Annotated in this window: 10 protein-coding genes and 1 pseudogene; 7 read left to right on the forward strand and 4 right to left on the reverse strand. The window is 36.5% G+C overall.

From position 1 onward, the window contains the following. Positions 1 to 89 precede the first annotated feature (89 nt). On the reverse strand, positions 90 to 2,999 hold the full coding sequence (gene rapA, locus PSA_RS05315) for an RNA polymerase-associated protein RapA (RefSeq protein ID WP_042147405.1): 2,910 nt from the start codon (positions 2,997 to 2,999) through the stop codon (positions 90 to 92). A 166-nt stretch (positions 3,000 to 3,165) separates the two neighbouring features. On the opposite strand from rapA, the gene PSA_RS05320 reads away from it, so the two are divergent. Next, positions 3,166 to 4,563 (forward strand): PhoH family protein, encoded by a 1,398-nt coding sequence (locus tag PSA_RS05320; protein WP_042147406.1) that lies wholly within the window; start codon positions 3,166 to 3,168, stop codon positions 4,561 to 4,563. Between the two features lie 442 nt (positions 4,564 to 5,005). Beyond that, a pseudogene (locus PSA_RS05325) lies at positions 5,006 to 5,323 on the forward strand (transposase); the annotation flags it as partial. Here the strand turns inward: PSA_RS05325 and PSA_RS05330 are convergent. The 3 genes from PSA_RS05330 to PSA_RS26195 form a co-directional block, all read right to left on the reverse strand. Then, positions 5,301 to 5,552, reverse strand: a complete 252-nt coding sequence (locus PSA_RS05330) for a DUF4124 domain-containing protein (RefSeq protein ID WP_059364777.1) — start codon at positions 5,550 to 5,552, stop codon at positions 5,301 to 5,303. The pseudogene PSA_RS05325 and the gene PSA_RS05330 sit on opposite strands and share 23 nt — an antisense overlap. 236 nt (positions 5,553 to 5,788) lie before the next feature. Continuing rightward, positions 5,789 to 7,462 (reverse strand): energy-dependent translational throttle protein EttA, encoded by a 1,674-nt coding sequence (ettA, locus tag PSA_RS05335; protein WP_042147425.1) that lies wholly within the window; start codon positions 7,460 to 7,462, stop codon positions 5,789 to 5,791. Positions 7,463 to 8,014: 552 nt separating this feature from the next. Continuing rightward, positions 8,015 to 8,230 carry a DUF5522 domain-containing protein gene (locus PSA_RS26195; RefSeq protein WP_197276837.1) on the reverse strand — a complete coding sequence of 72 codons (216 nt, stop codon included), beginning with the start codon at positions 8,228 to 8,230 and terminating at the stop codon, positions 8,015 to 8,017. A 785-nt stretch (positions 8,231 to 9,015) separates the two neighbouring features. Here PSA_RS26195 and glyA point away from each other — a divergent pair. The 5 genes from glyA (at position 9,016) to PSA_RS05360 (ending at position 13,493) form a co-directional block, all read left to right on the forward strand. Further along, entirely contained in the window at positions 9,016 to 10,272 is a 1,257-nt protein-coding gene (glyA, locus tag PSA_RS05340) for a serine hydroxymethyltransferase (RefSeq protein WP_042147430.1), read from the forward strand. Positions 10,273 to 10,405: 133 nt separating this feature from the next. After that, a complete protein-coding gene (locus PSA_RS05345) occupies positions 10,406 to 11,059 on the forward strand; it encodes an ERCC4 domain-containing protein (protein ID WP_042147433.1) in 654 nt (217 codons plus the stop codon). A gap of 87 nt (positions 11,060 to 11,146) precedes the next feature. Further along, entirely contained in the window at positions 11,147 to 11,596 is a 450-nt protein-coding gene (nrdR, locus tag PSA_RS05350) for a transcriptional regulator NrdR (protein ID WP_042147436.1), read from the forward strand. A gap of 93 nt (positions 11,597 to 11,689) precedes the next feature. Beyond that, entirely contained in the window at positions 11,690 to 12,796 is a 1,107-nt protein-coding gene (gene ribD, locus PSA_RS05355; RefSeq protein ID WP_042147572.1) for a bifunctional diaminohydroxyphosphoribosylaminopyrimidine deaminase/5-amino-6-(5-phosphoribosylamino)uracil reductase RibD, read from the forward strand. A gap of 13 nt (positions 12,797 to 12,809) precedes the next feature. Next, complete coding sequence (locus tag PSA_RS05360; protein ID WP_042147439.1) at positions 12,810 to 13,493, forward strand: riboflavin synthase; 684 nt, start codon at positions 12,810 to 12,812, stop codon at positions 13,491 to 13,493. Positions 13,494 to 13,508: the final 15 nt, after the last annotated feature.

Raw genomic sequence — 13,508 nt, forward strand, 5'->3', positions numbered from 1 at the left:
AGTAGTAAGTTAATGCAATATTAACTTACTACGGGATCAACTTACTAATTAATTTAGTTGTACACGGATAATTTCCGTGTACGCAGTGCTTAGTGTGTTACGACTATTAAGCGAATAGCATCTAATTTAAGTTGTGATTTATCTATATATGCTTCTAAATCAATGGCTTGTTTTTTAAAGAAGTTAATTTCTTCATCACGAATATTAGGGTTGATTTTTTTCAATGCCGTTAATCGTTCGATTTCTTCTTTCATAGATACTTGCATTTTTGCAGTTGCTTGCTGTTTTAGTTCTGCTAACTGTATCTCTGCTTTACCAGTGGCATTGGTGATCAAAGGGTGTACTGCACTTTGTAAAGCACCCGCAAGTTTGCTTGCCGTTTGACGGCCCACAGCAGATAACTGTTGGTTAAATTGATCAAAACTAACATTACCAGCTAAATCATTGCCTGCTTTATCTAGTAATATACGAACAGGTGTCGGTGGTAAAAAACGACCCATTTGCAATGATTTTGGTGCGCTAGCTTCAGCGATGAAAATCAATTCTACAAAATAATTACCGGCAGGCAGCTTTTTATTTTTTAATAGAGCAACAGAACTAGAACCAAAATCATCATTACAGATCATATCCATACAGCCTTGCACCATAGGGTGATCCCAGCTGATCAGGTTGAGATCTTCTTGTGCTAAAGCGGTATCTCTATCAAACGTCACTGTCATGCCATCATCTTTTAACATCGGAAAAGACGTTGTTAGCATATGCTCAGTTGGTTTTAAGATAATAGAGTTTTCACCTTTATCTTCTTGGTTTACACCAAAGATATCGAATACTTTGATCATAAAGATCGCAAGATCTGTTTCATCATCTTTTTCTTCAATGATTTTAACTAATTCTTTTGCGCGGCCTTGGCCACTTGAATGTAACTCTAATAATCGATCTCTGCCTTGTTCCATTTTCTTTTTAAGTTGTAAGTTTTTACTTGCAGCTTGTTCAAGTAATGGGTCTAATTCATCTTCATCACAGTTATGAGCTGCAATAAATTCTAATAGTTCTTCACTGAACTCTTTATACAGTAATTGGCCTGTTGTTGAAGTTTGCTCAAATGCATTTAAACCTTCGTGATACCAGCGGAATAATACTTCTTGTGCGGTATTTTCAAAGTAAGGTACATGAATTTTAACATCTTGAGTCTGACCTATACGGTCAAGTCGACCAATCCTTTGCTCTAACAAGTCAGGGTTTAAAGGTAAATCAAACAGTACAATGTTATGTGAGAATTGGAAGTTACGACCTTCAGAACCAATCTCAGAACATAATAATACTTGCGCAGCATCTCGGGCATCTTCAGAGAAGTAAACGGCAGCACGGTCACGCTCTAAAATACTCATTCCTTCATGGAAAACTGCCGCTTTAATTGCTTCGCGCGCTCTTAACTCTTGCTCTAAAGCCAGCGCAGTTTGTGCTTGGGCACAAATAACCAATACTTTTTCACGTTTAAGTTCTAATAACTTATCAACTAACCAGTTTACACGTGGGTCAAATTTGGTCCAGCTTGCATCGCTGCCTTCAAACTCTTGGAATATTTTTTCTGGGAAAAGTGCGCGTAATGCACTTTTTTCTGGCTTTTGTGCGCCGCCCATATTACCCATAACTGACATAGCAGTTGAATATTGCTTTGGCATAGTAACTGGATAAGGATGTAAAGTACGTCCAGGGAATCCTTCAATGCCGCTACGGCTGTTCCTAAATAATATGCGTCCTGTGCCATGGCGATCTAACAGCATATTTAAAATTTCACTACGTGCTGATTTTTTATCAGTCTCATTGGTATTTTCAGCTTCACTTAATAAAGCTTTGATATTCGTTTCTTTTAACATTGATACTAATGTAGACTTTGAATCATTAGATAATGCTGAATCAGTTAATAATTCATTTGCGGCATCGGCAACTTCGGTATAGTGACTTTCTTCTTCTACAAATTTTTCATAATCATAAAAACGGCTCGGATCTAGCAGTTTTAATCTGGCAAAGTGACTTTCATGACCAAGTTGATCAGGTGTTGCTGTTAATAATATTAAACCATTAATATCTTGGCTTAACTCTTCAATGCGCTTGTATTCAGTACTGGGTCTGTTTTTATCCCAAATAAGGTGATGGGCTTCATCAACAATCATTAAATCCCAGTCAGCTAAAGCTGCCTGTTCAAACCAGCGTTTTTTCTTAGTTAAAAACTCTAAGCTAGTTAAGATCAGTTGTTCAGTTTCAAATGGATTTGGTGAATCTGCATAGGCTTCAGTACAACGTTCATCATCAAAAATAGAAAATTTAAGATTAAAACGGCGAAGCATTTCAACTAACCACTGATGTTGTAGGTTTTCTGGCACAACAATTAATACACGTGAGGCTAAACCGCTGATAATTTGTTGATGTAAAATCATGCCAGCTTCAATGGTTTTACCTAAGCCAACTTCATCAGACAGTAATACACGTGGTGCAAATCGTTTACCAACTTCTTCAGCTATATATAATTGATGCGGGATCAAGCTTGCGCGAGGTCCAATTAAGCCCTTTAATTCAGATTGTTGGCTTTGGAATTGATACTGCCAAGTATTGTATCTAAGCGTGTATCTATCAAAACGGTCAACCTGCCCGGCAAATAATCTGTCTTGTGGTTTATTAAACTTAATAAAGTGATCTAAAAATGTTTCTTTAAGTTCTGCTTTTTCATCATTATCACAACGTGTGCCGTGATAAGTTAAAATACCATTATTATCAGTGACAGATTCAACTGTTAATTCCCATTCTTCAGTAGAGCGGATTTTATCCCCAAGATTAAAAGCAACACGTGTTATGGGTGCTTCTTGCATTGAATAAACGCGGCTATCGCCTGTTGCTGGAAACAATATAGAAAGATGACGCCCTTCAACGGCGACTATCGTTCCAAGTCCCAAGTCTGATTCTGTATCACTTATCCAACGCTGACCTAAGGAAAAATTCATTTATCTACTCTAATCCTACATAAAAAAGGGCGGCTATGTTAACTGCAATCGCACTGAGTTTCACTAAAAAAAAACAATTTACTGTCATAAAAAAGTAACTCATTAAAAATAGACTAAACTTTAGAGGAAAGCATAAAAATTATAGCGCAAAAAAAGGAAATCATTTATGGGAAAAAATTTATCACTTGATCATAAAATGTATGTACTTGATACCAATGTTTTGCTACATGAACCGCTCGCTTTTTTATCCTTCCAAGAGCATGACGTCATTATTCCAATGACAGTTTTAGAAGAATTAGATCATATAAAAGATAGAAAAAAAGACGTAAGCAGAGATGCCCGTGTCGCGATCCGTGCATTAGATGATGTATTAAGAGATGCAACCCCAGAACAAATGCTAGCGGGTGTTGATTTACCTAAAGTCAGCAATGATGACGATCAGCGTGCAGGTAAGCTAACCATAGTAAATGATCACTTATATGAAGATACCGTATCTGGGCTACCCGGTAATGAAAATGACCATCGCATTATTAATTGTGCTGTGTATCTGCAGGGTAAATATCAAAATGAAAAAGTTGTATTAGTAACCAAAGATATTAATATGCGATTAAAAGCCAAGGGAGCGGGGCTTGAGTATGTTGAAGATTATCGAACAGATCAGCTTATAGATGATATTAGTTTACTGAGTTCTGGTTATAAACGCTTAGATGGCGACTTTTGGCAACAAGTTAAAGAGTGTGAAAGTGAGCAAGTCGGCAGAGAAACATATCATACAATTCCACGCGCTTTAGTTGATGATGTTTTTATCAATGAGTATTTATTAGATGAAACAGGGCACTTTGCTGCCAGAGTTGAAAGCTTTGATAATGAACATATTAAACTATTAGATTTAGGTGTTGAGCGATTAATGTCGCGCATGGCATGGGGAATACGCGCTAAAAATGTATATCAGTCTATGGCATTACAAGCGTTACTTGACCCAGATATAGAGTTGGTTATTTTAACTGGTCCAGCAGGTTGCGGTAAAACATTGTTAGCATTGGCTAGTGCTTTAGAGTTAGTAATAGAGCAAGGTATGTACGATAAAGTCATCGTTACCAGAAATACGCCTGAAATCGCAGAGTCAATTGGTTTTTTACCAGGAACAGAAGAGGAGAAAATGGCTCCTTGGCTAGCTGCGATCACTGATTCATTAGAGGTATTACATAAAGGAGATGAAAACCCTGTTTCAAGCCGTAATTACATTATGGAAAAAGCGAATATTCAGTTTAAGTCAATTAATTTTATGCGTGGTCGCAGTATTCAAAATGCGATTGTGATTTTAGATGAAAGTCAAAATTTAACAGCGTCACAACTTAAAACGATTATTACCCGCTGTGGTGAAGGCACCAAACTAATTTGTTCCGGTAATTTAGCACAAATAGATAGTAATTATTTAACTGCAGTGACCTCAGGTTTAACTTATTTAGTTGAGCGATTTAAAAACTTTGAAGGGAGTGCAACGGTTAATCTTAATGGCGTTGTGAGGAGTCGTTTAGCTTCATTTGCAGAAGAAAATCTTTGATTTAAACATGTAATCTTTTAAAACACGCTTACTTATGTAAGCGTGTTTTATACCCAAACCACTTCAATATGTAGAATTCAGTTGGAGTTAGAAGCGCTTTAAGCAAGACATTGATTGCAAAGAATGGTGTTCCCTTTTTTAAAATCAATAACGCAGCATAAAGCGATTCTAAACCAATCCTACGGGGACTGCAGAGCAGTTCATGCTCGTTGTTCCATCTTCTTTTAAGGGAGTTACAATTAATACAAAGATGCGCCTAGAGCATGAATTGCTTAGAAGTATTGAAACTTACATATTGAAGAGGCTTGGGTATTATAACGCAAGCTTGTTTTGCCACTTGTTTAAAAGTTTGTCATAGCGGTCATCTGACATGACGAGATCTCTCGCTGTGATAAATTTTTTGTACGATACTGTCGTTTTTTTGAAAATTAAAAGCGTAATGCAGCGAGGGCGATTAAAACGAACAAAATCCAGAGCATTGTTGGAACGATTAAGAGATTATCAAGATGATGTCTTACGCTTTCTGACGAGCGCTGCAGTCCCATTTACCAATAATCAAGGAGAGAATGATATTAGGATGACAAAAGTTCATCAAAAAATATCAGTATATTTTAGAAGTATGCAAGGCGCAGAGATGTTCTGTTTGATCAGAAGTTATTTATCGACTTGCAGAAAACAATATGTATCTGCAAGCCTATCTCTTGAATTGCTATTCAAAAATCAGCTTCCAGATGTATTTATTGAAGATAAGGCTCAATAGTTACGTCAATTTTTACATAACTAACCATATTTTTAACGCTACTACCGTAACTTGTATGAGAGTTATGCCTTAATACGGGTGGAGGAGTTAAGTCTATTTCTTCAGATTCATTACCACAGGGGCTTTCGCTAAACATGATAGTGCCATTTACCACACACTTATAAATTGCAGCATCACAGGCATTGCTTGAAAGCAAAATGGCAAAGAAAATAAAGGGTTTTATTTTCATAGGCAATTCAAGACCTGTTTAGCAAAGACCGTAAATAAAAGCTTAGCATATAGATCTGCTTCGCATTTTTATTAAGGCCACTTTGTGGCAGTTATTTTTTAAGTGAATTTTTGAGATGTTTGTATATACGGGTAATAAATGAAGAATGTTATAAAAATAAGGCGGATCTTCTAGATAACCCGCCTCTACTTTATATTTGCCACGTAGTGCCAAAACAGAACTGCGCAGCAGTAATGTTAGCCTATTTTTTTATACTTAATACGCTTAGGTTGCGCAGCTTCTGCACCATAAGTTTTCTTGAACCAAGCTTCATATTCAGTGTAGTTACCTTCGTAGAAGTTGATTTGACCTTCATCACGGTAATCAAGAATATGTGTTGCGATGCGATCTAAGAACCAACGGTCATGCGAGATACACATGATACAACCAGGGAATTCTAAAATTGCATTCTCAAGGGCACGTAAAGTTTCGATATCTAAGTCATTGGTAGGCTCATCCAGTAGGATAAAGTTACCGCCAGCTTTAAGTAATTTAGCTAAATGTAAACGGTTACGCTCACCACCAGATAAGTCTTTAACAAACTTTTGTTGGTCGTTACCTTTAAAGTTAAAACGACTCACGTAAGCGCGACTTGGTATTTCAAAGTTACCAATTTTTAGAATATCTTGACCGTCTGATAGTTCTTCATAAACAGTTTTTGAACCATCTAAGTCATCACGGAATTGGTCTACAGTTGCTAATTGAACTGTTTCACCTACTACGATATCACCAGAGTCAGCTTGCTCATCTTGATTGAGCATTCTGAATAAAGTTGATTTACCTGCACCATTAGCACCGATAATACCTACAATCGCGCCTTTAGGTACTGTAAAGCTTAAATCATCAATTAATAAACGATCACCATAGCTCTTTTTCAAGTTTGATACTTCAAGTACTTTATCACCTAAGCGTGGGCCTGCAGGGATAAACAGTTCGTTAGTTTCGTTACGCTTTTGGTAATCTGATTGTTGCATTTCAGTAAAGTTAGCCATACGCGCTTTAGATTTTGCTTGGCGACCTTTTGGATTTGAACGTACCCACTCAAGTTCTTGTGCAATTGACTTTTGACGTGCTTTTTCAGATTTCGCTTCTTGTTGTAAACGCGCATCTTTTTGCTCAAGCCAAGAAGAGTAGTTACCTTCCCATGGTATACCTTCACCACGGTCAAGCTCTAAAATCCAACCGGCAACATTATCAAGGAAGTATCTATCATGGGTGATAGCTACTACTGTGCCTTCGTAGTCATGTAAGAACTTCTCTAACCAAGCAACAGATTCTGCATCAAGGTGGTTAGTTGGTTCATCAAGAAGTAGCATATCTGGTTTTTCTAATAATAAACGACAAATCGCAACACGACGACGTTCACCACCAGAAAGTACAGAGATTTTTGCATCCCACTCAGGTAAACGTAATGCGTCAGCAGCACGCTCTAGTGCGTTATCTAAGTTATGACCGTCGCCAGCTTGGATGATTGCTTCTAATTCACCTTGCTCTTTTGCTAAAGCATCAAAGTCAGCGCCTTCAGCAGCGTATTCGTTATAAACTTCATCAAGACGTGTTAGTGCGTTTTTAACATCACTAACAGCTTCTTCAACAACTTCACGTACCGTTTTGCTTTCATCAAGCTTAGGTTCTTGTGGCAAGTAACCAATTTTAGTATCAGGGAATGCATTCGCTTCGCCTTCAAACTCTTTATCAACACCGGCCATGATGCGTAAAAGGGTAGATTTACCCGCGCCGTTTAGACCTAATACGCCAATTTTTGCACCTGGGAAAAATGACAGAGAAATATCTTTTAAAATAGTACGCTTTGGTGGCACTACTTTACTTACGCGGTGCATTGAAAAAATAAACTTATCTGGTAATGGCATTACAAGACCTTTTTATTAGAGGAAAATGAATATTGCCGATATTTTAGATTAATATGGCGTAATTAAGCAAACATGTATGCTTGTTAAAGTGAATTACTTTGTTTTTCGACAAATAAAATCACTTTACCGTTCGCCTTGCTTGAATTGCTGTTGCCAAAATTTTTATGCCAAGGCGAATTTTTTAGTTGGTGCTCAATTTTGTTAACTGGCGTTTCTTTTATTATCAAATACATTATAATAAATTGGTGCACTGAACAGTGCGCCGAAAATGAAAGTTGCTGCTGTTTTCAACATGTAAAAGTCCTTTTAGTCCCAATGCTTCCTTTTATTATACCTAGGAAATTCCTCTTGAAAGCTACTATCTATAAGGCCTGTATAAATTTCTTCATAGATGATTTATAGTCCTAATTAATAGATTGAACGAAAGTTGTGTGTGCAAAAGCAGTCAGTAGAAAAAAAAGACTCAGAGTAATAGTACTGCAGCAAAGATAAGTAACTAATAGAATTGATGTCAGCGTGAGGAGTTAACCACCCCTCATTATACTTGTTAAATTATTTATGCGTGATCTTGCCTTGTTTGTCATAAGGACAATGTCTGCATCCATTAGCACAACACTTCCCTCGCTTTAAATGATGCCAAGCACTAAATACATAAAGGCCATTTTCTATAGTGTAATCAATATGTTCAATTAAATTTGTTTTTTTTCTATATGGCTTGGCTATTTCAATTAATAGGTCTAAATTTTTAGTATGGTAAAGAGTGTGTATTTGTTTATTTTAAAATAACTGATTTAGTTATGAATAAATCGTGTTGATTAGAGAAACTGTTTAATACAATAGCTGTACAATACTTAGATAAATTGACTATTACATTGTTCTGGCATGATATGAAGCTATTAACCGTATCTGTTTTATTATTTGCATTTAGCCTGTAGGCTTTCGCAAACAATAAAAATATAAAAAGGTGATTATCTATTTTTAAGTGCGCGTTTAGTTGATTGTATTGATTCTAAGGAAATGATTGATTATGCAAAGGTATCAGCAAGTGGTGATGCTGCTTTTTCAAAAATTTGGAAGCGTTTAAAGGTATCGAAATTAGCGTACTTGATAAAAGTATTAAAGAGGTTGAATGATTACTTTTAAACAAATATTTAAACAACTTTGGTTATCGTCCAAAATCCTTCAGTATAATTAAAATTCTTGCTAGTGATGAAAGATCGCAGGCTAATTTACTGTTAACGCTCACCAAAGTTAAAAATTTACCTTGTCGCCTTAAAATTAATTTACAAAAAATGAAGGGGAAATAGCGAGTCATATCAAGATAAACAGTAAAACATTAGTTTTATAAATGTTAATTTGTTATTTATTTGTTTTTTAAATGTAAGTGATAAAAAAACATCATATCAAAAGCACTGTGAAAATTTTTCAATCCCTGTTTAAATATACTCACTTAATCCATATGTACTTACTATGGGCAAACGCACATAAAATGCGTACAATAGCACCTTAAACTTCGTACATATTTGCACCTTTATCTTTTATTAGGAGATACCATGTTAGAACGTAACATGAACATAGCTGACTTCGATTCTGAGTTATTCGATGCTATTCAACAAGAAACCGCTCGTCAAGAAGAGCATATTGAACTTATCGCATCAGAAAACTACTGTAGCCCGCGTGTTCTTGAAGCACAAGGTTCTCAGTTAACTAATAAATATGCTGAAGGTTACCCAGGTAAGCGTTACTACGGTGGTTGTGAGCATGTTGATGTTGTTGAGCAGTTAGCAATTGATCGTGCTAATGCGTTATTTGGTTCTGAGTACGCAAACGTACAACCACATGCTGGTTCTCAAGCAAATGCAGCTGTTTTCTTAGCTTTATTAGAAGCGGGTGATACTGTTCTAGGCATGAGCCTTGCTCACGGTGGTCACTTAACTCACGGTTCGCACGTTAGTTTCTCAGGTAAGTTATACAATGCTGTCCAGTACGGACTAAATGAAACAACTGGCGAAATCGATTACGCACAAGTTGAAGCATTAGCATTAGAGCATAAGCCAAAAATGATCATCGGTGGTTTTTCTGCATATTCAGGTATTGTAGATTGGGCTAAATTCCGTGAAATCGCTGACAAAGTAGGTGCTTACTTATTCGTTGATATGGCTCATGTTGCTGGTCTTATTGCTGCTGGTGTTTATCCTAATCCAGTTGAGCATGCTCACGTTGTAACAACTACAACACATAAAACATTAGCGGGTCCACGTGGCGGTTTAATCATCTCAGCATGTGGCGATGAAGCTATCTACAAAAAATTAAACAGCGCAGTTTTTCCAGGGGGCCAAGGTGGACCTTTATGTCACATCATCGCTGCTAAAGCGGTTGCTTTTAAAGAAGCTTTACAACCTGAATTTAAAACTTACCAAGCGCAAGTTGTTAAAAATGCACAAGCTATGGTTGCTGTTTTACAAGAACGTGGCTACAAAGTTGTTTCTGGTAAAACTGAAAACCACTTATTCTTATTAGATCTTATTGATAAAGATATTACAGGTAAAGATGCTGATGCTGCTTTAGGTAATGCAAACATTACTGTAAACAAAAACTCAGTACCTAACGATCCGCGTTCTCCGTTTGTTACTTCAGGTTTACGTATTGGTTCTCCAGCAATCACGCGTCGTGGTTTTAAAGAAGCTGAATCTAAAGAGCTTGCAGGCTGGATCTGTGACGTATTAGATAATATCGAAGACGTTACTGTTCAAGCTGACGTAAAAGAAAAAGTTAAAGCGATTTGTGCAAAACTTCCAGTTTATGCATAAATCTGCTTCGCAGCTTTATTGAAAGCCACTGCGTGGCGAGTAGATAATATGTGATAAATAAAAGACCACTTTTAGTGGTCTTTTATTGTTTTAAGCTATGGTTAATTTAAAGGACTGTCGTAGTGGTATTAAAATGTTTGATAACAGGAATTATCAGATTGCATTTGATCATAGAGAAAAATGCATTCATTTACTGAATCACCTTGCTGAAAATGAAAGAATACAGCTAAGTCGAACGACACTATCTCTGGGCGATTACCTACTTGATAGTGAAGTTTTAATTGAAAGAAAATCTATAACAGATTTTGTGCAGTCACTTTGCAATGGGCGTTTGTTCTCACAAATGTATCGTTTAACGCAATCTGACTATCAAGTTGCATTATTACTTGAAGGTTGTGCATCTGATATTAAAAAGTTTAATATTTCAAGGGAGGCAGTATTAGGGGCAATTGCGAGTATTTCTCTAATAATGGAAATACCAATACTTCGTTCTGCAAATCAAATTGAAAGTGCAAAAATATTAATCTATTGTGCAAAACAAAAAAGAGAAAAAAACAGACTGCTCACTCGAGCAGGTAGAAAACCAAAACGCATTAAAACTCAGCAATTACACCTAATTCAAGGGCTACCAAATGTTGGTGCTAAATTAGCGAAAAGATTACTAGAATATTTTGGTTCTATAGAACAAATTTTTAATGCAACAGATCTGCAACTGATGGATGTTGAAGGTGTCGGTTCACATACTGCAAATAAAATTAAAACTTTGCTCACTAAAAAATATAGTTAAAGCAACTCTTTTGTTACAATAATTTTTTATTTCCTTAATTCTTTTGTCGCGCAGCGACCTTAAATAAACATTCGGAGAATTTTTATTATGTACTGCCCATTTTGTTCAGCAAAAGATACTAAGGTGATTGACTCTCGTTTGGTAGGTAACGGTCATCAAGTCCGCCGTCGTCGCGAATGTAATGATTGCCATGAGCGTTATACGACATTTGAAACTGCTGAATTGGTGATGCCACGTGTCGTAAAGCAAGATGGTAGCAGGGAACCGTTTAATGAAGATAAATTATTAAATGGACTCAATCGTGCGCTAGAAAAAAGACCTGTCAGTACAGAACAAGTAGATGATGTAGTACATGTAATAAAATCTCGATTAAGAGCCACAGGTGAAAGAGAAATATCCAGTCACCTTGTTGGTGAATTTATTATGGATTCATTAAAAAAATTAGATAAAGTAGCTTATGTGCGTTTTGCTTCTGTTTATCGCTCATTTGAAGATATCAAAGAGTTTGGTGAAGAAATTGCGCGCTTAGGCGAATAAATTAGCTACATAAATTTATTTAATGCCACTGCGTGGCAATGATTTTGTTAGGAATGATAAAAAGTGCAGTTTACTCCTGAAGACCATATTTACATGGCCAGAGCTATTGAATTGGCAAAAAAAGGTCGTTATACCACAACACCTAACCCAAATGTGGGCTGTGTTTTAGTTAAAAATAATCAAGTTGTTGGCGAAGGCTATCATGTTAAAGCCGGGCAAGGGCATGCGGAAGTCAACGCCATTGCTATGGCGGGTGACAAAACTCAAGGTGCGACGGCTTATGTCACTTTAGAGCCTTGTAGTCATTATGGGCGTACGCCGCCTTGTGCTGAAGGTTTAAAAAAAGCAGGTGTTATAAAAGTTATAGCAGCTATGGTTGATCCTAATCCACAAGTAAGCGGAAAAGGCTTGGCAATATTAGAGCAAGCTGGAATTGAAACCGCGTATGGTTTAATGGAGCAAGAAGCGATAGCACTTAACCCAGGTTTTTTAACTAGAATGAAAACAGAAAAACCCTTTGTTACTTGTAAGCTTGCATCTAGCCTAGATGGTAAAACAGCTTTAAAAAATGGTCAAAGTAAGTGGATCACCAGCTCTGATGCACGTAAAGATGTGCAAAATTTAAGAGCGAAAAGTTGTGCAATATTAACGGGTGCGGATACTGTGATTGTTGATAATGCTAAAATGAATGTGCGTTATGAAGAGTTAAAAAATACAGATTTTTCTCAGTTAGATATAAATGAAAGTGAGTTACGACAGCCAATACGCATTGTAATTGACTCGCAAAACAGATTAACGCCCAGTTTAGCTTTTTTTGAAATTGAGAGCCCAGTAATTATTTTAACAACTAAGCTTGATAATTCTATACAATGGCCACACTTTGTAACTCATATGCTCGTGCCTGAATGTGATGGGAAAGTAGATTTAAATATTGCATTAACACTTTTGGCTTCTCACAATATTAATAATCTCTTTTTAGAGGCTGGCCATACATTAGCAGGTAAATTTGCAGAATTAGATTTAGTTGATCAATATATTTTTTATATTGCACCTAAATTAATGGGTGATTGCAGTAAAGGTCTGGTTAACTTACCTGAATTTAAAAATATGTCTCAGGTTATTCAGCTTAAATTTTCTGATGTCACTATGATAGGTGACGATATACGAATCACTGCCTCTTCTAAAAAAGAAGTCGGCTAAATAAGGTAAAACCATGTTTACAGGTATTGTTGAAGCAACAGGTCGTATTGCTGCCTTACAAAATAAAGGCGGTGACTTAGCTGTTACTATTTATACAGACACACTTGATTTTAGTGATGTAAAGTTAGGTGATAGCATAGCAACAAATGGCGTATGTTTGACTGTTGTTTCATTACAACAAAATACATTTAGCGCTGATGTTTCAAAAGAAACATTAGAGTTAACAGGCTTTGCACATTATAAAATGGGGCAAAAAGTAAATTTAGAAAAAGCACTTACACCTAGCTCTAGATTAGGCGGTCATTTAGTGTCAGGTCATATTGATGGTATTGCAAAAATCGTTGCAGTGGAACAAAATGCACGAGCAACCGATTATTGGTTATCAGCACCTAGTCAGCTTTTAAAGTATATTCCTTATAAAGGTTCAGTATGTATTGATGGGATCAGTTTAACCGTTAATGCAGCCCCTGATGAAGAAACAAATAATCGTTTTAAGTTAACTATCGTGCCACATACTGCAGAGCAAACAAGGATTGCTGATTTTGAAGTCGGTACATCGGTTAATTTAGAAGTTGATCAACTTGCAAGATATTTAGAAAGATTGATCTTAGCACCAAAAACAGAACACAATGCACCTAAAAGTGCCCCAGACAACGTATCGCTTGATCTATTAGCTCAAGCTGGCTTTATCAAATAAGAAGTGGCGAGTTAC

Origin of the sequence: Pseudoalteromonas sp. '520P1 No. 423' (assembly GCF_001269985.1) — a bacterium.
Taxonomy (GTDB): Bacteria; Pseudomonadota; Gammaproteobacteria; order Enterobacterales; family Alteromonadaceae; genus Pseudoalteromonas.

Bases quoted from the DNA above. Each gene is read 5' to 3' on its own strand.
- nrdR (WP_042147436.1), top strand. From the start codon at position 11,147: ATGTACTGCCCATTTTGTTCAGCAAAAGATACTAAGGTGATTGACTCT.
- PSA_RS05360 (WP_042147439.1), top strand. From the start codon at position 12,810: ATGTTTACAGGTATTGTTGAAGCAACAGGTCGTATTGCTGCCTTACAA.
- glyA (WP_042147430.1), top strand. From the start codon at position 9,016: ATGTTAGAACGTAACATGAACATAGCTGACTTCGATTCTGAGTTATTC.
- PSA_RS05330 (WP_059364777.1), bottom strand. From the start codon at position 5,552: ATGAAAATAAAACCCTTTATTTTCTTTGCCATTTTGCTTTCAAGCAAT.
- PSA_RS05320 (WP_042147406.1), top strand. From the start codon at position 3,166: ATGGGAAAAAATTTATCACTTGATCATAAAATGTATGTACTTGATACC.
- ettA (WP_042147425.1), bottom strand. From the start codon at position 7,462: ATGCCATTACCAGATAAGTTTATTTTTTCAATGCACCGCGTAAGTAAA.
- rapA (WP_042147405.1), bottom strand. From the start codon at position 2,999: ATGAATTTTTCCTTAGGTCAGCGTTGGATAAGTGATACAGAATCAGAC.
- PSA_RS05345 (WP_042147433.1), top strand. From the start codon at position 10,406: ATGTTTGATAACAGGAATTATCAGATTGCATTTGATCATAGAGAAAAA.
- ribD (WP_042147572.1), top strand. From the start codon at position 11,690: ATGGCCAGAGCTATTGAATTGGCAAAAAAAGGTCGTTATACCACAACA.